15 protein-coding genes are annotated in these 20421 nt (G+C 60.6%); 1 reads left to right on the top strand and 14 read right to left on the bottom strand.

The genetic code is table 11. From position 1 onward, the window contains the following. Position 1: 1 nt before the first annotated feature. The 11 genes from A3714_RS15695 to cysM all read right to left on the bottom strand — a co-directional run bounded on the left by A3714_RS15695 (position 2) and on the right by cysM (position 15204). Entirely contained in the window at positions 2-1774 is a 1773-nt protein-coding gene (locus tag A3714_RS15695; protein WP_063508866.1) for an SLC13 family permease, read from the bottom strand. A gap of 638 nt (positions 1775-2412) precedes the next feature. Then, positions 2413-3048, bottom strand: coding sequence for an SDR family oxidoreductase (locus A3714_RS15690; protein WP_063508860.1), 636 nt, complete (start codon positions 3046-3048; stop codon positions 2413-2415). A gap of 275 nt (positions 3049-3323) precedes the next feature. Further along, on the bottom strand, positions 3324-3848 hold the full coding sequence (locus A3714_RS15685) for a lipocalin family protein (protein ID WP_063508861.1): 525 nt from the start codon (positions 3846-3848) through the stop codon (positions 3324-3326). Between the two features lie 179 nt (positions 3849-4027). Continuing rightward, positions 4028-6277, bottom strand: coding sequence for a molybdopterin-dependent oxidoreductase (locus A3714_RS15680; RefSeq protein ID WP_063508862.1), 2250 nt, complete (start codon positions 6275-6277; stop codon positions 4028-4030). Positions 6278-6613: 336 nt separating this feature from the next. After that, a complete protein-coding gene (locus A3714_RS15675; RefSeq protein WP_063508863.1) occupies positions 6614-7057 on the bottom strand; it encodes a transposase in 444 nt (147 codons plus the stop codon). Positions 7058-7327: 270 nt separating this feature from the next. Beyond that, entirely contained in the window at positions 7328-8326 is a 999-nt protein-coding gene (locus A3714_RS15670) for a porin (RefSeq protein ID WP_063508864.1), read from the bottom strand. A gap of 444 nt (positions 8327-8770) precedes the next feature. Then, a complete protein-coding gene (mazG, locus tag A3714_RS15665; RefSeq protein WP_063525679.1) occupies positions 8771-9550 on the bottom strand; it encodes a nucleoside triphosphate pyrophosphohydrolase in 780 nt (259 codons plus the stop codon). Positions 9551-9712: 162 nt separating this feature from the next. After that, positions 9713-11950 carry a GTP diphosphokinase gene (gene relA, locus A3714_RS15660; RefSeq protein WP_063508158.1) on the bottom strand — a complete coding sequence of 746 codons (2238 nt, stop codon included), beginning with the start codon at positions 11948-11950 and terminating at the stop codon, positions 9713-9715. A gap of 85 nt (positions 11951-12035) precedes the next feature. After that, positions 12036-13376 (bottom strand): 23S rRNA (uracil(1939)-C(5))-methyltransferase RlmD, encoded by a 1341-nt coding sequence (rlmD, locus tag A3714_RS15655; RefSeq protein ID WP_063508157.1) that lies wholly within the window; start codon positions 13374-13376, stop codon positions 12036-12038. Between the two features lie 110 nt (positions 13377-13486). Further along, positions 13487-14257, bottom strand: a complete 771-nt coding sequence (locus A3714_RS15650) for a 3'-5' exonuclease (RefSeq protein ID WP_063508156.1) — start codon at positions 14255-14257, stop codon at positions 13487-13489. 50 nt (positions 14258-14307) lie between these two features. Then, positions 14308-15204 (bottom strand): cysteine synthase CysM, encoded by an 897-nt coding sequence (gene cysM, locus A3714_RS15645; RefSeq protein ID WP_063508155.1) that lies wholly within the window; start codon positions 15202-15204, stop codon positions 14308-14310. Between the two features lie 192 nt (positions 15205-15396). Here cysM and A3714_RS15640 point away from each other — a divergent pair, with 192 nt between their 5' ends. Further along, a complete protein-coding gene (locus A3714_RS15640) occupies positions 15397-18105 on the top strand; it encodes an ATP-binding protein (RefSeq protein WP_063508154.1) in 2709 nt (902 codons plus the stop codon). Positions 18106-18429: 324 nt separating this feature from the next. Here A3714_RS15640 and pdxJ read toward each other — a convergent pair whose 3' ends face one another. The 3 genes from pdxJ to A3714_RS15625 all read right to left on the bottom strand — a co-directional run. Continuing rightward, on the bottom strand, positions 18430-19170 hold the full coding sequence (gene pdxJ, locus A3714_RS15635; RefSeq protein WP_063508153.1) for a pyridoxine 5'-phosphate synthase: 741 nt from the start codon (positions 19168-19170) through the stop codon (positions 18430-18432). A gap of 146 nt (positions 19171-19316) precedes the next feature. Then, entirely contained in the window at positions 19317-19988 is a 672-nt protein-coding gene (gene recO, locus A3714_RS15630) for a DNA repair protein RecO (protein WP_063508152.1), read from the bottom strand. A 162-nt stretch (positions 19989-20150) separates the two neighbouring features. Next, the coding region (locus A3714_RS15625; protein WP_197463431.1) for a KH domain-containing protein at positions 20151-20421 on the bottom strand (271 nt) is incomplete at its 5' end.

Raw genomic sequence — 20421 nt, 5'->3', positions numbered from 1 at the left:
GTTAAAACGGCCAGAACAGCGGAATGAGCAGCAGGCTTACTGCGCCGACTATCAAGCTCATTGGCAGTCCGACTTTCAGGTAATCCACATACTTGTACCCCCCCGGGCCCATGACCATCAGGTTGGTCTGGTACCCCAGGGGGGTCATGAAGCTGGCAGAGGCGGCGAACATGACCGCCACGATGAACGGTAGCGGGCTGACGCCGAATTTCTCTGCCACTTCCAGCGCCACCGGGAAGATCAGCACCGCGGCGGCGTTGTTGGTAATCAGTTCGGTGAATAATGCGGTGATCAAGTAAACCAGAATCAATGCGGTCCAGGGGCTCAGATTGCCGGACAAGAACACACTGTCCACAATCCAGGCGGCGGTGCCGCTTTGCTCTACCGCTACACCCACTGCAAAAGAAGCGCCAATCACAATCAGCACGGACATATTCACGCTGACGGTCATCCTGGCCCGGTTGGCGGTGACACAGCGTGTGCCCAGCAGAAAACCGGCGGCAACCATGGCGGCTTCCAGAGTGGAAAGCAAGCCGAAGGCGTTAGTCAGCAACATGCCAACCAGCGCCAGAATCGCCAGCGGCGCCTTGCGGAAATCCGGCGGCGAGGAATCCTGAAGCGGGCTGACCAGCATGAAGTCGCGGCGGTATTGATACTGGGAGACAAAGGACTTGCCTGTCTCCAGAAGCAAGGTGTCGCCGGTTTTCAGCAGGATGTCGCCGACCTTGCCGCTCAAGCGTTTGCCGTTGCGGCTGATACTGAGAATGGCTGCCTGATAGCGGGTTCGGAAAGCCGATTCCCGCACGGTTTTGCCTAGCGCGGGGAAGTCCGGCCCCAGCACGACTTCCACCAGGCAACGCTGGTGATTATTGAGGGCGAGCTTGTGGGCGGCGCCGTGGGCCGGCATCAGGCCATTGATGCGCTGCAGTTCACGGGCGCATTCAGGGGCGCCGATAAAACCCAGAATGTCGTTGTCGGCCAGCTCCGTGTCGGCACCGACGGCGGTGAGCAAACGGTCGCCCCGCTGGATCTCGGTCAGATACCCATAGGTGAGGTTACGCAAGCCGGCTTCGCGGATGGTTTTGCCAGCCAAGGGGCTGTTTTCCGGCACAATCATTTCAACGTGATATTCGCGGGCGTTTTCCAGCTGCTCGACCAGACCTTCACGGTCAGGCAGCAAGTGGCGACCCAGGAATATCAGGTAGAGGCTGCCCACCAGCAGCAACGGCACCCCGACCCAGGCCAGGTCGAAGATGCCAAAACCTTCCATACCGTGGGACTGAACCAGGCCATCCACGACCAGGTTGGTGCTAGTGCCGATCAGGGTACAGGTGCCACCGAGGATAGCCGCATAGCTGAGCGGCAGCAGAAATTTGGACGGTGACAGGCGCAGACGTTGGGCCCAGTCCTGAACGGCCGGGATCATCATGGCCACGACGGTGGTGTTATTCAGGAAGGCGCTGAGCAGGGATGTGGGGGCCAGCATGCGCAGCTGGCTGGCGAGCAGGGTCTTGGGGGACCCCAGCAGCCTGTGCGCCACCCAGTAGATAGCACCTGTATCGCGCAAGGCAGCCGCCACCACATATAAGGCACCGATGGTCATCAGGCCGGGGTTGGCGAAGCCTTTCAGCGCCTCAGACGGGCTGATGATGCCCGCCAGCAGCACCAGCGTCAGCGCTGCCATCATGGTCACGTCTGCCGGAACCCTGTTGCTTGCCAAGGCCGCCAGCACCATCAGCAGCACTGCGACTGTAAACACCAGATCCGGCGTCATAAACATCCCTAGTAAAAATGTGATCCAGCACACACTTCCTGTGAGCGCGGGATTGTACGGAGCGGATACACCAAGCGCAAAAGGTTTCAGAGGCCTGCCAGACAATCCTGCCGGCCAAGACGATCAAAGACCGGACCGTCTCTGCACGATCCATACCCATTCGCGGGCCAGCGGACAAAACAGGAAAACTATCAGGCAGCCCCACACGAGCGGTACCAGTTTGGGGCAGTAATTTAGCAGAATTATGACAGTTTGGTGCCAACTTTACATTTTGGTGAATTGGATTCTGTGAACAGCGCCTGCCCTTTTATGCGTCACAGTGCATTATGTGCACGATTTCGGGGCATTCGCTTTGCGAGCAAAGCTCCAACGGGTGGGGAGGCTTCGGGGCTGGCGTTAGAGCCTTGCCCGCAAGGCGAAGGGCTGGAGGCGGGCTCCGTGCCAGATCTACCGCCTTCGCTTTGCGAGCAAAGCTCCAACGGGAGGGGAGGCTTCAGGCCTGGCGTTGGAGCCTTGCTCGCAAGGCGAAGGGCTGGAGGCGGGCTCCGTGCCAGATCTAACGCCTTCGCTTTGCGAGCAAAGCTCCAACGGGAGGGGGCTGCGGTGGGTTGGGAGTGGCCGGTGACGCTTATCGTGATTCAAAGAGCCTCAAGGGCTTCCGGGATCAGGGTTGGGCCGGCAATAACGTCGAATTCCTTGTTGTGCAACGCACGGCGGGTGGTTTCCGAGAGCACTTTAGCGACATCTTCGCGGGAGATATCACCAAAACTCTTCAACTTCTCGGCAATTTCCACTTTCTCCAGGGGCGGTTCCTCGGTGAGCCGGCCCGGGCGGACGATGGTGTAGTTGAGCCCGCTGGCGCGCAGGTGGTCGTCGGCCTTGCCCTTGGCAGTGAAGTAATGGCGCAGTTTCTCCGGGCCGGATGCCGGGTCGTCGGCGCGCATGGAGCTGACCATGATAAAGCGCCCAACTCCCTGTTCTTTTGCTTGGTCGATCAGGCTAATGGCACCGTTCTGGTCCACGTCGATGGTTTTCTCAGGGCCGGTGTGGGGGCCGGAGCCGGCGGTGAAGATGACTACATCCTGGCCTTCCAGGGCTTTGCTGCAATCCCCTTCCAGATCCGCTTCCACGACTTCATGGGCGCCCAGGGTCTCCAGGTCGGCCTTCTGGCTCAGATCACGGACCATGGCGCGCACCTGAATATTGTCGGCCACCAGGTGGGGGATCAGGCGACGACCGATTTTGCCGTTGGCACCGGCAATCAGAACTTTCATGAGGGCTCCTTCCTTGTCATGACTGGTAGTTCAGTGATGGTGGGTTGGGGATGGATTTCAAGGGGGAGAGGATAACGGGAGCCATTGAAAGGGGCCCCCAGTAAAGCCTGAAAGGCAACACGAAGAGCAGGCGGTACGCTCCGTTACCCGCCAATTCGCTTTGCGAGCAAAGCTCCAACGGGGAGATATGGTCGGCTCGGGCTCGGGCTCGGGCTAACGCAACCGCAGCCGTTGGAGCCTTGCTCGCAAGGCGAAGGGCCAGTCACCTCGGCGGGTTATTCATCCCACTGCTGTGGCACTTTTTGCAACTCTTCCAGGTTGTAGCCCCGGTCGCGGGCGATGTCCTTCAGCTTGCTGAAGGTGGCATCGCTGATCTGTGGCTGGCGGGCCATGATCCACAGGTAATCCCGTTTCTCGCGGCCAATGATGGTGGTCTGGTAGTCCTCGTCCACGTAGAGCACACGGAAGTCCGCCTTGAAAGGCCAGATAAAGCGCATGCCCCAGATGGCCGGATCCACGTCACTGACGAAGCCGGTGGGGGTCATCCGCTTGAATTCCCCATCAAAGCCACCCTTGCGGAAGGTGAAGGTAGTGGCGATCTTGTTGGGGCCGATGCGTTTGTAGTTTTCCACCGCATTGTAGGCGCCCTTTTCCGGCAAGGTGGGGATGTTGGCGATCACGTACCAATCGCCCATGAAACGGTCCAGGTTCAGATTATCGGCAATCTGAATCGGGTCTTGCGGGTGGGTTTGGCAGGCTTGCAGCATGATCAGACTCACAATGATTACGATGCGGCGCATTGGGGATCTCCTTTATTCAAAGCATGCCGCAAGCCGGGACAAGGCAAGGTGAATGCGTTTTAGAGGGAGCGGTCTGCTGGACTGCCAGGGCGTTGAGGGGAGTTCGCTTTGCGAGCAAAGCTCCAACGGGCCCCGGGCTGGTCGTTGGAGCCTTGCTCGCAAGGCGAAGGGGGGATGAATTAACCCGCCTTCTTCCGGCGCTTGGGGGCTTTGGCGGGCTCCACGGTTACCGGGATGCCATTGAGCTGGGCCATGGCGGTGACGGCTTCGACCCGGTTGCTGCCGATAATGTCGTTAACGCTCTGCCCCGCCACCCGACGGGCGACGCCCAGTTTCACGCCTTCGCGGTCGTGCCCCCAGCCGTGGGGCACACTGATCACACCGGGCATGATGTCGTCGCAAACCCAGGCCGGCAGGGTCAAGGTGCCGGACGGCGTGCTGACCACCAGGTCGTCACCGTCGGCCACGGCCAGCCGCTCGGCATCTTCCGGGTGAATCATCACGTTACAACGTCCCTTGCCTTTCACCAGCCGCTGGCTGTTGTGCATCCAGGAGTTGTTGCTGCGGATGTGGCGACGGCCAATCATCAGCATCTGGTCCGGCGCCACCGGCCTGGGGGCAGGCAGGCCCTGCAGGGCACGAAAATAAAGGGCCGGCACCAGATTGATACGCTGGTCCCGGGTATACAGCCGCTCGGGAAGCATGGGCTCCAGCGGGCCGAGATCGATACCGTGGGGCTCGGCGAGCAGCTTTTTCAGGGTAAGCCCCTTGCGCTGCCCTTTAAGCACCTTCCACGCCACTGTCGGCAAGGAATGCAGCCCGTCCCGCCGCAAGTCATCCAGCACCTTGCCAGCGGTACCGTATGGGCCCAGTCGCAGGCCCAGGTCCACCAGGCCGCGGTCACCCAGCTTGCGGAGAAAACGGTCGGTGGCGGTGATTTGCAGGCGGGTTCTGCGATCCCGGGCGCGCAGGCGGTTCAGCCTTGTGGTCAGACCATTGAGGATTTCCCAGTCGTGGAGGGATCCTTCCGGCTTGGCCACGAGCGGTGGCGTGAACTTCACCACGTTGCGCACCGCCACGGCCTGGAAGATGGGATCAAACTGGGCATGCTCCAGCTGGCCGGTGGGCGGCAGGATGATATCGGCGTGGCGGGTGGTTTCGTTGATGTAGAAGTCGATGCTGACCATGAAATCCAGTTGCCCCAGGGCCTTGTCCAGCTTGCGGCCATCCGGGCAGGACAGCACCGGATTACCGGCATGGGACACAAAGGCTTTCACCTGCCCCTTGCCCGGGGTGAGCATTTCATCGGCCAGGGTCGTCACCGGGAATTCGCCACCGAATTCCGGGTATCCGTGGACCCGGCTGCGGTAGCGATCGAAACTGCCGGTGTCGCCGCTGAGGGCACCCAGGGCCACGATATCGAAGGCGGGATTGGTGAACATGACACCGCCTTCCCGGTCCAGGTTGCCGGTGAGGATGTTGATGAGATAGACCAGCCAGGCGCTGAGGGTGCTGTGGGCACTGGTGGTGACACCCACCCGGGAGTAGATAGCCGCACGGGGTGCCGCGGCGATGTCGCGGGCCAGCTTGCGAATGGCACCCGCGGTCATACCCACGGTCTCGGCCACTTTTTCCGGTGTCCAGTTCACCACCAGGCGGGCCAGGTCCTTTTTGCCATCGAGTATGGGTTCCAGCTTGCCGGGCGCCACCAGCAGTTCCTCGAACAACACCTGGGCAATGGCCAGCAACAGGTACACATCGGTACCGGGGCGGACAAAATGGTGCTCGTCGGCCATTTTGGCGGTCTCGGTGCGGCGCGGATCGACGACCACCACCTTGCCCCCGCGTTTCTGCAGGGCCTTTAGACGCCCTTTCACGTCCGGCACGGTCATGATGGAACCATTGGAGGCCAACGGGTTACCGCCGATAATCAGGAAGTAATCGGTGCGGTCCACATCCGGGATGGGAAACAGGGCCTGGTGGCCGAATAGCTGCCAGGTGGCCAGTTGGTGAGGTAGCTGGTCGGCGGACGTGGCGCTGTAGCGCTGGCGGCTGCGCAAGGCCTTGACGAAGGGCAACAGGGTAAAGAGCGCGCCATGGTTATGGGCGGTGGGGTTGCCGAAGTACAGCGCCACCGAATCCTTGCCATGCACTTCCTGGATGTTGTGCAGGCGCCGGGCCGTCTCGTCCAGGGCTTCGTCCCAGCTGATCGGCACCCAGCCGTCGGCGGTGCGTTTCACCGGATGGCGCAGGCGGTCCGGATCGTGGTGCAGGTCCTGCAGGGCCACGGCCTTGGGGCAGATATGGCCCCTGCTGAACGGGTCGTCCTTGTCTCCCCGGATGGCCAGAATCTCATCGCCGCGATGCTCGATCTCGATGCCACACATGGCTTCGCAGAGATTGCAGGTGTGGTAATGCGTCTGTTTCATCCGTGACCTCGTCCTGGCGCGTTGGCTTGGAAGGTTCTTGATAACAGACGTGCAAAGAGGATGCCATGACTTAATCGGAAACGGCGAGCCGCACGCCTGCCCAGTAAAGCGTTGGGACCTCGCTGGCTAGGCGAGGAAGCTCAACCGCCCTGCTAACGGTGGTATTCGCTTTGCGAGCTAAGCGCCAACGGATGGTTTGAGGAAACGGCGGGTAGACTTCCCCACCCAACCCCGTTGGAGCCTTGCTCGCAAGGCGAAGGGGCCGCTACTGGTCACCGGCCGGGGATTCGCTTTGCGAGCAAAGCTCCAACGGGGCACGGTCTGGTGGCCGGCGGTCTATAGCCAGGCCGCGTCCCAATAGGAGTATTCTCCGATCCTCTCGACCAGGCCCGCCCTGAGCGGATTGGCGATGACATAGCGTGCCATGGGCAGTAGATCCTCATCTGAACGCAAGGCGCGGTCGTGAAACCCTTTTTGCCAGAGATTGACACCCACCTGGCGCGAACATTTTCCCTTGAACATCCGCACCGTCTGCTCAAGGGAGTATTTTTCACGCAGAGAGAACAGCCAGTGGCAGTGGTCCGGCATGACCATGTAACACCAGGTATGGCAGGCGCCCAGGAGGTCAAGGCTGCGGATGGTACGGCAAACCTCACGGGCTGAGCGATGATCGATAAAGTGGGGATACCGCTGACAGGTGGTACATGTCACCAGGTAGACCTGGCCAGCGAGGGATACCCGCCCTTTTCGCAACCGTTGTGTTTGATATTCATATGTCATACCGACATCATCGCTTTCGATAAAAGCGTTAACGACAGTCAATGAAACCAAACTCTGTCAGCCGGTTGAGGAAATCGATGTAATCCGAGGGATAGGGGCCCTTTCGCTTTGCGAGCAAAGCTCCAACGTAAGGAAGGCCGTGTGTTATTGGCCGGTTGAACGCAGCTTGACGCTCAAAACAAAAAAAGCCCGCCATAAGGCGGGCAGCTGTCACTTGCGTCGAGGAAAAGCTTGGCCGGGGGAGCAAGCCCCCGCCGACCTTATTCTTATTTAGAACTTGTGTTCCATGCCCAGGCCGATGATGGTCTCTTCTTCGTCAGCCAGGTCGAACTCAAGCTGGGTACCGTAGACGTAGACTTTGCTGGCGCTGGCCAGTTTGTAGTCTGCGCCCAGGCTTACCTGAGTCACTTCTTCGTCAGACTGATCGCCGTCGGTCATGCCGTACTGGGCTTTCAGTTTTACGCGGTCGATCTTCATGGCTGCGCTGACAACGATGGAGGTATCTTCGCCTTCGCCTTCAGTTTCTTCAGCCATTTGGTACAGAGCGCCCAGCTCGAAGTTACCCGGCTTCAGGCCAGCGGCAACACGGGTGATGTCCAGGCTTTCGATGCCGGTGCTGTCAGCGATCAGCTCGTCAGACATGTCGGTATCGCGGGAGATGGCGCCGTAGAACATGTCTTTTTCGGCAACCAGAGAGATGGAGGTGGTGTCAGCGATATCGGTATCCGCTTCGCCATCCGCATCCACGTCGTCACCTTCAGCCGGGATGAACGCCAGGTTCAGGGTGATCATGTCGGCCAGCTTGGGAGTGCTGTACTGGATGATGTTGGAAACACGGTTTTCACCGGCCAGTACGTTCTTGATATCGCCGCCGATATCGTTGAACTGGTCGATTTTGCCCTGTGCTTTCTTGGTCGGGGTGTCAAACTTACCCGCTTTGATGGTACCGAAGGAACCTTCCAGGCCACCGTAGATGTTACGCTGGGAGAAAGTCTGGCCGCTCTTGTCGCCATCATCCACGCTGATTTCGAATTCAGCCTGATAGATAGCTTTCAGGTTAGCCACGTCCAGGTCGAAATCACCCTTCACACCCAGACGGGATGCGTTGCTGTTCAGCTCCCAGGTGTCTTCGCTGGTGGTGCCGTCGTCAACGTCAGAGTTTTCCAGGGAAACGTTCACTTTACCGTATACAGTCGGACCGTCAGCCAGAGCCAGGCCAGGAAATGCAACAGCGGCCCCCACAGCGATCGCAAGCAAGTTCTTCTTCATTCCAACACTCCTTCAATCAGGCAATATTTGTATGCAAAGCAACAGCGTGAATGAGACCCCCCGAACCGGAGGTATCGTTTACTGCTTGGTGGCGCAGTATGGGGAGTTAGCGTGACGGAAAAGTTGCTCTAATGTGAAGTTTTTATTTCAGCGGGAACTTTCTTCAGAAATACCAATGAAATAGGCTTCGTTACAGCGTTGCTGAGAAGGCGAAGGGCCGCAGGCCGGCGCCGTGCCAGACCTGGCGCACTTCGCTTTGCGAGCAAAGCTCCAACGGGGGAGTTATGGTGATCGGTGGAGATACTCCTTACCTCTTCGTTGGAGCCTTGCTGGCAAGGCGAAGAGCAGGATGCGGGCTCCGCGCCAGACCTGGCGCCTTCGCTTTGCGAGCAAAGCTCCAACGGGTTGGGTGATCTTGCCTTGTCGGGCTCAAGACTGATGAGCTCAGACGTTGAAGGTTCTTTTTACCTGCTGCCAGGCAGCTTCCAGGGCGTCGTCGTCGAGGGTGTCGAGCGGTTCTGGCTGGTCCTGCTCCATTTGTCGGAAGCGGCGTTCGAATTTGGTGGTGGCCTTGCGCAGGGCCTGTTCCGGGTCCAGCTTCAGGTGGCGGGACAGGTTGACGAGGGTGAACAGCACATCGCCGAATTCATCCTCGATGGCGGCCCGCTCGCCGCTGGCCATAGCCTCATCCAGTTCTGCCAGTTCATGGTCTACCTGGCGGCGTACCGGGGGTGATTCCGGCCAGTCGAAGCCCACCTTGGCAGCTTTCTTCTGGACTTTGGCTGCCCGCTGCAGGGCCGGCAGGCCGGCGGGGACGCCATCCAGGGCGCTGTCATGGGCCCGGCCCTTGGCCGCCCTCTCCTGTTGCTTGATGGCCTCCCAGTTGACCTTCACGGCGGTTTCGTCGGCGGCGTCCGACTCGCCGAACACATGGGGGTGACGGCGCACCATCTTGTCGCACAGCACCTGAACCACCTGATTGAAATCGAACAGGCCCTTTTCCCGAGCTATCTGGGAATGAAACACCACCTGCAACAACAAATCCCCCAGCTCTTCCTTCAACTCCGGGTAATCCCGCTGGGCAATGGCCTCCGCCACCTCGAAGGCTTCCTCGATGGTATAGGGGGCGATGGAATCGAAATCCTGCTTCACATCCCAGGGGCAGCCGGACTCCGGGTCGCGCAGGCGGGACATGATGGATAGCAGGGTTTCGATGTTAGGCATGCTTTCCTCTGTTGGTAGCGGCCGTGCTTACGAAAAGGCGCTGAAATTCAATTAATAATTAATAGTTAATAATTAATAACGGAAAACCGCCAGATTTGCTGCGTAGCGGCCAACTTGGTTTTAGGGTTTCGTTATTAACTATTCATTATTAATTATTAATTTTCATTTCTTATACCGCCGCACCTCAAGCACACCCTTGAGCTGGTCCATCTTGGCCAGCACCTTGCCCAGGTTGCCGAGGGTGGCGATTTCCAGGGTTAGGAGCATGGTGGCGGTGTTGTCGTCCTGGTGGGACTGGGTGTGAACGGCGGTGACGTTGACCTTTTCGTTGGCCAGTACCGCGATCACGTCCTTGAGCAATCCCTGACGGTCCCAGGCGCGCAGGAAGATATCCACCGGGTAGGTGATGCGGTCGGCTTCCCCCCAGGTGACTTCGATCACCCGGTTGGGGTCATCGCCCTGCATGGCCAGCAGTTTTTCACAGTCGGCCCGGTGCACCGTGACACCGCGGCCGTGGGTAATGAAACCCATCACCGGGTCGCCGGGAACCGGCTGGCAGCAACCGGCCATGTGGGTCAGCAGGTTGCCCACGCCCTGAATGGTCACATCGCCGGATTTCGAGGCCTTGGGCTTGGAGAGCACCAGGTCCAGCTCCCGCTGGCTATCGTCCGGCTGCAGGGACTGGACCTGGTTGACCACATGCCCCGGGCGCAGGTCACCGGCCCCCAGGGCCGCCAGCACATCGTCGCCAGTCTTCAAATTCAGGTGCGGCGCCAGGGTATCCAGGTCCACCTTTTCCAGGGCCAGGCGGGACATCTCCTTTTCGAGCATGGCCTTGCCCTGGGTGATGTGCACGTCACGATCCTGGCGTTTGAACCACTGGTGAATGCGCGCCCGCGCCGAGGAAGTGGCCACATAGCCCAGTGACGGCGTCAACCAGTCGCGGCTGGGGCCGCCCTCCTTGGCAGTGAGGATGGTGACCTGCTCGCCGGTGTTGAGGGTGTAGTTCAGCGGCACGATGTGACCGTTGATCTTGGCCCCCCGGCAGCGGTGTCCCACTTCGGTATGGATATGGTAGGCAAAGTCCACCGGGGTGGCGCCGGCCTCCAGGTCCACCACGTGGCCATCCGGGGTGAACACATAGACCCGGTCGCTGACCAGGCCATGGCGCAGCTCGTCCACCATGGTGTCCGGGCTGTCCTCGCCCAGCTCCTCATGCCATTCGAGTACCTGGCGTAGCCAGGCAATCCGCTGTTCGTAGTCGCTGACACCGCTCTTGCCCTTCTTGGCGCCTTCCTTGTAACGCCAGTGGGCACAGACGCCCAACTCCGCCTCTTCGTGCATGTTGAAGGTACGGATCTGGACTTCCAGCATCTTGCGTTCCGGGCCCACCACCGCCGTGTGCAGGCTCTGGTAGCCGTTGGCCTTGGGGCTGGCGATGTAGTCGTCGAATTCCTTGGGCACGTGTTGCCACAGGGAATGGACGATGCCCAGGGCGGCGTAGCAGTCACGCAGCTCCGGCACCAGCACCCGCACGGCGCGCACGTCATAGACTTCGCCGAATTCCAGGTGCTTTTTCTGCATCTTCCGCCAGATGCTGTAGATATGCTTGGCCCGACCGTGGACTTCGGCGCCATGGATGCCGTTTTTCTCCAGGTAGCCACGCAGCTGCTCCAGCACATTGTCGATGTACTGTTCCCGGGCCAGGCGCTTTTCGTCCAGCAGTTTGGCGATCTTCTTGTAGGCGCCGGGTTGCAGGTAGCGGAAGGACAGGTCTTCCAGCTCCCACTTGAGCTGCCCGACCCCCAGCCGGTGGGCCAGGGGCGCGTAGATGTCGAAGATTTCCTGGGCGACCTTGCGCTGGCGCTCGGGCTCGGATTCCTTGACGGCACGGATGATCACGGTCCGCTCGGCCAGCTTCACCAAAGCCACGCGCACGTCGTCGACCATGGCCACCAGCATCTTGCGCATGTTGTCGAGCTGGCCATCCTGTTGGCCAAGCACGGCCTTGCGGGTGGGGTTCAGGTTGGTGCTGATGGCCGCCATGCGCAGCACGCCTTCGATCAGGCGGGCCACATCCGGGCCAAATTCTTTCTCCACTTCCGGCAGGGACATCTGCCCTTCGCGCACGGAGCGGTAGAGAATGGCTGCGGGCAACACATCGGTATCGGCGCCCAGGTCCACCAGCACTTCAGCCATTTCCAGGCCGATATCCAGGCAGCCCTTGCCATAGGGCCAGTGGCGACCGGCCGCTTCCCCGGCCATCTGGCACTGTTCCGCCCGCTCACAGGCCTGCTCCAGTGCCTCGCCGTTTCGTACCGGGGCCCGGGTGTCCAGGTTCGCCAGCCAGTCACGCCAGTGACCGGTGCTGCCTTCTGTGGGACGGCGTACCGTTACCATGTGCTTTCCTTCTGGTTTTAGGTGGCGAGCCAAGGCTGAAGCCACCCGCGTTGGCGCCTGGCGAGCCAGGCACCAACCGCTCACATCATTTCTTTTCGAACACCGCGATGGATTCCACGTGGGTGGTGTGGGGGAACATGTCCATCACGCCTGCCGCTTTAAGACGGTATCCCAGGGCGGTGAGTTCCCCGGCATCGCGGGCCAATGTGGCCGGGTTGCAGGATACATAGACGATCCGCTTCGCACCAAAGCGGGGCATCAACTTCACCATTTCCAGCGCGCCGGTGCGCGGTGGATCAATCAGGATACGATCATATTTGCGATTGGCCCAGCTCTGCCCGGCCACATCCTGACTCAGATCCCAGGCGTGGAATTCCAGGTTTTCCAGGCCATTACGGCGGGCATTCTCGTAGCCGCGCTCCACCATGGCCTTGCTGACTTCCACCCCCACCACCTTGCCGGCCCGCTTTGCGGCCGGAATGGTGAAATTGCCCAGACCACAAAACAGGTCGAGCACGGTGTCGTCCGGGGAGATGTCCAGCAAGTCCAGTGCCAAAGGCACCATCTTGCGGTTGATCTCCGCATTCACCTGGGTGAAATCCGTGGGGTGAAAGGCCAACTCCACATCGGCGGAGGGGTGGCGGTAGTACAGGCGCTCCTCGTTCTCCGCCCCGGTGAGGGCCGGCCAGATGCGGTGCACGGTGCTCTCGTTGCCCGGTTGCAGGTACAGGTGCCAGCCCAACGGCTGACAGAAATCCAGGAAGGCCTGCTGGTCTTCATCGGGCAGCGGGTCCAGATGGCGGATGATCAGCGCCACATCCTCATCGCCGGCGGCCAGTTCGATCTGCGGGATGCGGCTGCGACTCTTGAGGCCGTGCATCAGGGTACGCAGATCGGAGAGGCGATGGCCCACGGACGGAATCAGCACTTCGCACTGCTGCAGCTGGGCGATGAAGCTGTTGCGCTTTTCCCGGAAGCCCACCAGGGTTTCGTCCTTGGCTTCCACGTACTTCACGCCCATGCGGGCCTTGCTGCGATAGCCGGTGACCGGGCCGCTGAGTGGCGGCAGCCACTCTTTCGGTTCCAGGCCGCCAAAGTGCTGGAGCTGCTCGCGCAGTACCGCTTCCTTGCGGGCGATCTGCACGTCCGGGTTCATGTGCTGCAGGCTGCAACCACCGCACAGGGTGCTGTGCTGGCAGGGAGGCTCGACCCGATCCGGGGAGGCGCGCACGATCTCCACCGCCTTGCCCTCGTCGAACTTGCGGCGCATGTAGGTGAACTTGAACATCACCTCTTCACCGGGCAGGGCGTTGTCGATAAAAGTGGTCTTGCCATCACGGCGGGCAATGCCGCGGCCGTCGTGGCTGAGCGATTCAATGCTGGCGGGCTCCGGGGTTTCCGGTAACTGCTTGCGTTTTCGGGCCATGAGATCTCTTGTCATCGATTATGTTGTTGGAGCCTTGCTTGCAAGGCGAAGGGGTAAACTGGGACCTTCGCCTTGCAAGCAAGGCTCCAACGAATTTGTGGGAGGGCTTGTTAACCCTGCCAGGCTTCCAGGAAGCCCAGAAAGTGCGGATGGCCTTCGGCTTTCAGGTAGTCCTGCAACAGGGTCAATTCCTGTTCGTAGCCGGTGGGGTCCAGCTCGCCGCGCATCAGCTGGAAGCGCAGGTAGACCAGCCAGGTGTTGAGCACATCGGTCTCGCAGTAATCACGAATACCCTTGAGGTTGCCTTCCTGGAAGGCGTCGAACACCTTGCCGCCGCTCATGCCCATCTTGCCGGGGAAGCCCAGCAAGGTGGCGATCTGGTCCAGCGGGGCGTTGGCCCGGGCGTTGAACAGGGCCAGCTGGTCCATCAGGTCCAGGTGGCGCTGGTGGTAACGGCTCAGGTAATTGTTCCATTTGAAGCTGGAGTCTTCGTTACCGGTTTCCCAGTAACGGCGGGCCTGCACACCATGCTTGAGGGCACGGTAATGCAACACCGGCAGATCGAAGCCACCACCGTTCCAGCTCACCAGATTGGGGGTAAAGCGGTCGATACCGTCGTAGAAGCGCTCGATCAACTCTTTCTCACTACTGTCCTCGTCCCCCAGGGACCAGACCTTGATGCCCTGGGTGGAGCGCAGCACCACAGAGATGGCAACGATGCGATGCAAATGCAGGCGCAGGAATTCGGTGCCGTTTTCCTGGCGGCGCAGATTCAACAGGGCACTGGCGGTGTCCTTGTCACTGAGGCCATCCAGATCGTAAATGCGGCGTCCGCCGTCCAGATCGGGGATGGTTTCGATGTCGAATACCAGTACGTTCATTCAGCTCTCCAAAATGGCAAGGGCCCGCTTCAGGTGGCGGGCATCCAGCGTCAGGCTTGTTGCTGGAACACCCCGGTGGACAGGTAACGGTCGCCACGGTCGCAGATGATGGCCACGATGACGGCGTTCTCCAGTTCTTCGCTCAGGCGCAAGGCCCCGGCCACGGCACCGCCGGAGGAGACACCACAGCTGATACCCTCTTCCCGGGCCAGCCGGCGCATGGTGTGCTCGGCCAGGGCCTGATCCATGTCGATGACCCGGTCCACCCGGGAATCATCGTAGATGGACGGCAGGTACTCCTTCGGCCAGCGACGGATGCCGGGAATGGAAGAGCCTTCGGTGGGTTGCAGACCGATGATCTGGATATCCGGGTTCTGTTCCTTCAGGAACATGCTGCAACCCATGATGGTGCCGGTGGTACCCATGGAACTGACAAAATGGGTAACGCCACCCTGGGTATCGCGCCAGATTTCCGGGCCGGTGCTTTCGTAATGGGCCATGGGATTGTCCGGGTTGGCGAACTGGTCCAGCACCCTGCCCTCACCCCGGGCCTGCATGGCCTGGGCCAGATCTCGGGCGCCTTCCATGCCTTCTTCCTTGCTCACGGAAATCAGCTCGGCGCCGTAGGCAGCCATGGCGTCGCGGCGTTCCTGGCTCTGGTTGGCGGGCATGATCAGTTTCATGCGGTAGCCGCGCATGGCAGCGGCCATGGCCAGGGCAATGCCGGTGTTACCACTGGTGGCTTCGATCAGGGTATCGCCGGGCTTGATCTCGCCGCGAGCCTCGGCCTTCATGATCATATTCAGGGCCGGGCGATCTTTCACCGAGCCTGCCGGATTGTTGCCTTCCAGCTTCACCAGAATGGTATTGGTGGTGTCGCCCGGCATCCGCTGCAGGCGAACCAGGGGCGTATTGCCCACGGTCTGTTCGATGGTTTTATGGTTCATGGCGCGCATTGTACCCGAAAGCGGGTCGCGGGCGAGATGCCGTTGATGCCCTTCCCAAGGTAGTGGGAACTGCCCGCTGTCCGCAGGGAGAGTCGCTTTGCGTGCCGGACGCGAAAGCAAAATGGCCGGGTTCGTGGCAGTGACCCGCATCTCGGGCATAATGGGCGAAAACAACAGCAACGACGGGGATTCATGGTCAACCAAAGCCTTCGCTCACGCCTGATGTTCATGACCATTCTGCCCGCTCTGATGGCGGCACTGGTGGTCGGCGGTTATTCCCTGGTGAGCCGGCTGGTGGACGTGCGCGATACCAATGCCCAGCGCCAACAGCTGGTGACCGACAGCTTTGCCGCCCGCCTGGAGAGCACCCCCGCCTCCGATACCGCCCGCCAGCAACAGCTGCTTCGCCAGTTACTGGAAGCCAGGGACGTGCGCGCCGCCACGCTGGAATTCGAGGATGATCGCCCTGCCCTGCATGCCGGGCCAAGACTGCGGCCAGTGACCGCTATCAATCAGGACGATGCCGGTCAGCGACGGGTGACCGACACCAGTTGGCAACTGACCCGGGATATCAACCCGGGGGAACCGGCCAGACTGACCGTAGAGTTCACCCGCCAGGGACAGTATGTGTCGACGCTGGAGGGGCTGATTACCCTCATTATGGTGATGGTGGCGCTGATGTTGCTGACCCTGGTGCCGGCACTGCGTTTTTCCCGGCAGCTGACCAGCCCGATCGGGGAAATGGTGGACGCGGTGCAGCGGATTCGCGATGGCGACCTGAGCATGGCCATTCATACCCAGGCAAAAGGCGAGCTGGCAGAGCTGGAAACGGCCCTGCGCCAGATGGTGTCGGCGCTGGCGGATGCCCAGACCGAGCTGCAACAGAACGTGGACCAGGCCACTCAGGATCTGCGCGAAACCCTGGAAACCATCGAGATCCAGAATATCGAGCTGGATATGGCCCGCAAGGAAGCACTCAAAGCCAGCCAGATCAAATCGGAATTTCTGGCCAACATGAGCCATGAAATCCGCACGCCGCTCAATGGCATTATCGGTTTCACCAAGTTACTGGAGAAATCGGCCCTGAGCGCCCGGCAGCAGGACTATCTCGGCACAATCCACAAGAGTGCCGATTCACTGCTGGCGATCATCAATGACATTCTCGATTTCTCCAAGATCGAGGCGGGCAAGCTGTCCCTGGAGCACACCCCGCTGAACCTGCACGACTTGATCGAGGACGTGCAGACCCTGCTCGCCCCCATGGCCCAGGAGCGGGGCCTGGAGCAGGCGGCCATCATCTATTCGGATGTACCGGTGAACCTGCTCGGCGACCCGCTGCGTATTCGCCAGGTGCTCACCAACCTGCTCAGTAATGCTATCAAATTCACCGAGCAGGGCTCGGTGGTGGTGCGCGCCATGCTGGAGGAAGACCGTGGCGCGGAGGCCATCATCAAGCTGACGGTGACGGACACCGGTAACGGCCTGAGCCCGGAAGCCCAGAAGAATCTGTTCAGAGCCTTTACCCAGGCCGACCAGAGCGCCCGCCGCCAGGAAGGCGGCACCGGCCTGGGACTGGCCATCAGCAAACGTCTGGTGGAAGGCATGGGCGGCGAGATCGGTATCGACAGCAGCGAAGGCCAGGGCTCGACCTTCTGGTTCACGCTGCGTGCCGAGCGGGATCCCAAACAACGCCCTTCTGCCCATCTGGAACACTTCCGGGGCCGCACCGTGACCCTGGTGGAAACCGACGAGTATGGCCGCCTGGGCCTGTATCACATGCTCAGCCACTGGCAAATGCGTATCAACGAATACCATAGTCTGGATGCCTTGATGGCCGCGCTGGATCGGGGGGAGTTGATCAGCAGCGATTTCCTGATCGTCGGCCTGCCCGCCCACCCGGAAAAGCAGGCCATGCAGCCGGTGCTGGATAATCTGGCGGCCCTGGGTCAACCCCTGCTCGCCCTGAGCAACAACCCGGAAAGCGTCTGCCGCTGGCTTGAGCATTACCCCCACTGTCAGGTGCAAGGCAAGCCCGCCACACGTCAGCGCTTATTCAACGCCCTGATGGCCCTGAGCGGTGAATTGGAGGGCAAAGAACTGGATGCGGTCAAGGAAGATCCGCTGGCCTACCCGGTATCAGTGATGGTCGTGGACGACCACCCGGGCAACCTGAAACTGGCCCGGGTATTTCTGGAAGAGCTGGGCGCTACGGTTACCGCTTGCGACAGTGGTCAACAGGCACTGGATGCGTTCCGCGATCAGACATTCGATATGGTGTTCATGGATATCCAGATGCCCGGCATGGATGGCAAGACCACGGCCGCCAGAATGCGCGAACTGGAAGCCCCCGGCTGCCATACGCCGATTGTTGCCCTGACCGCCCATGCCCTGGAAAGCGAACGCCGGGATCTGCTCGACAGCGGCCTGGATGATTACCTGAGCAAACCGATTACCGAAGGGCAGCTTCGCCATACCCTGGAACAGTGGGTGATGGATCAACCTGGCGGCCCCCTTGCTGAGCCGGGAGAGGAAAGCGAGCCGGTCAGCGACAGGGTGTTCGATGCGGACCTGGCCCGCCGACGGGCCGGCGGCCGACAAGCGCTGGCCGATGAAATGCTGAAGATGCTGCTGGACAGTCTGGCGGAAGACCGGCCTGCCATTTCGTCCGCTTTTGACAGTGCGGATCAGGACGCCTTGCTGGAGCGTGTCCACAAACTCCACGGGGCAACCCGCTATTGCGGTACCCCCCGCCTGGAGCATGCTGCCAAGACTCTGGAAGAAGCCCTGAAAACCGGTACCGAACGGGAGGCATTGGCGTCGATGGTGTCCGCCCTGTGCGATGAGATCTGTGCGCTGGAACAGTTGTGGCAGGATCAGGGGGAGGAGGCTGCTAGCTACTAGTTTCGAGTTGCGACGCGGGCTCGGCCGTGCAGGCTCGACGTGCGTTGCCCGCGTTTGTAGGAGCGGCACTCGCAGCGCGATTGGGGCCACCAGTACCCCCTCACCCGTTGGAGCCATGCTCGCATGGCGAATAGGGTTGGGGTGGTACGAACCCGGTATTACCTGGATGACCTGTCGAGCCCTGAGATTCCTGATCGTCCTCCGGTCGATTCTGTGCTTCGCACGGTTCGTCCCCTGGAAGGGAACTCCTACAGCGGCTTCGTAGACATTCCAGTATCAGGGAAACTTTTCGACCCTTCTTAATCCTATCAGTGTGGCTTGCAGCTAGACGCCAGCCCCTGTCACCTGGTCCATCAGCGCTCGCATACTGCGAACGGCTTCGTCCAGGCCGGAGATCACCGCGCGGGCAATGATGCTGTGGCCGATGTTCAGTTCGTTGATGCCGGGGATCGCCGCAATGGGCAAGGTGTTGTGATAGTGCAGGCCGTGGCCGGCGTTGACCACCAGGCCCTGCTCCAGGGCATAGGCCACGCCCTCGCGGATTTTTGCCAGTTCCCGCTGTTCGCTGGCCGGGTCCGTGGCATCGGCATAGTGGCCGGTGTGGATTTCGATGGTGGGCGCCCCGCATTCGCGAGCGGCACGGATCTGCGCCGGGTCCGCGTCGATAAACAGGGAGACATCGATACCCGCTTCGGCCAACCGCTGGCAGCACTGGGCGACCCATGCCTGGTTACCCACCACGTCGAGCCCACCTTCTGTGGTCAGCTCTTCCCGTTTTTCCGGCACCAGACAGCAATGGGCCGGCCGGATGCGGCAGGCTATCCCCACCATTTCCTCGGTGGCCGCCATTTCCAGGTTCATGCGGGTTTGCAGCGTCTGTGCCAGTAGCTCCACATCCCGGTCATTGATGTGGCGACGGTCTTCGCGCAAATGCACGGTAATCCCATCCGCCCCGGCCTGCTCCGCCACCAGGGCAGCCTGAACCGGTTCCGGGTAACGGGTGCCCCGGGCCTGGCGGAGAGTGGCGATATGGTCGATGTTAACGCCGAGCAATACTCTGGACATGGTGCTTTGCCTTCATTTCGTCGGTTACCGTAGGAGCCATGCTCGCATGGCGAAAATTGTAGTCACGGGAAGCTGACACCTGATTCATCCCTTGCGAGTAACAGCCAGGGTACTTTCGCCATGCAAGCATGGCTCCTACAACGGATTCATTTCTCCCGAAACAGCTCACGGCTTTTCAGGGGTTTGTCTCCCAGGTGCGGGGCCAGCAACGCCCGGCACAGGTGGAGAGCGGTTTTGCGGGCTGCCGGCTGCCAGTCGCCATTGACGATGGCCAGTAAATCATTGCCATGGTACCCCTCACCAGCGGGCAACAGCCCCTGCTGCGGGTCCAGCAGATAGTATCCGTCAGGACGCACAGCCTCGCCGTGAATATCGTACCCTAGGGCGATGCCGTAGCCCATTTCCTCCAGCAGGCCCAGCTCGAACTGACGCAGGGCCACGTCCAGACACTGTCCCTCCATAAGCGCATTGAGGGCCTGCTCGTAAAGCGGCCAGAGTTCCGGATGAGGGTCGTCTCGATGCAGTAACCGGGTGAGCAGTTCGTTCAGGTAAAACCCGCAGTAAAGGGGCTTTCCCTGCAGGGCCAGGCGCTGCCCCCGGGGTTCACAACCGCGAAAACTGTATAGCTCGCCGGCGCTTTTCAGTTCTATCCACAGGGGCGTAAAGGGTGCCAGCAAAGGATCCTTGCGCCCGCCCCGCACCACGGCTCCCACGCGACCCAATGCGGGCACAAACAACTCCACGATCAGGCTGGTATTGCGGAAGGGCCGGCGGTGCAACAGCCAGGCGGGTTGCAGGGTGTTATTGTCGGGGATCATGGGGGCTGTTGAAAGTTCAAAGTTTAAAGTTTAAAAGCACGGAATAGCCCGGCAGTCACAGCCAGGCCGTGCCCGCGACTCACCCGGCATAGAAGCGCGGAGAACCGTCTTCATGATACGCAACAGGCTTGTCCGCGCGCTTCAACTTTGAACTTTAAACTTTCAACTCCTCTCGTCATAGCCAAGGGAACGCAGGGCCCGGGCATCATCGGACCAGCCGGCCTTGATCTTCACCCACAGGTTCAGCATTACCTTGCGCTCGATAAGACGCTCGATATCTTCCCGGGCCTGGGTGCCAATCTGCTTGATGCGATCACCGCCGTCGCCAATAAGAATCTTTTTCTGGCCACGGCGCTCCACCAGGATTGCAGCGGAGATTTCGGTGATACGCGGGCCGTCTTCCCACATTTCCACTTCCACGCTGACCTGGTGG

This window comes from Alcanivorax sp. HI0007 (assembly GCF_001635525.1).
Taxonomy (GTDB): Bacteria; Pseudomonadota; Gammaproteobacteria; order Pseudomonadales; family Alcanivoracaceae; genus Alcanivorax.
This window is presented reverse-complemented; position numbering and strand designations above follow the sequence as displayed.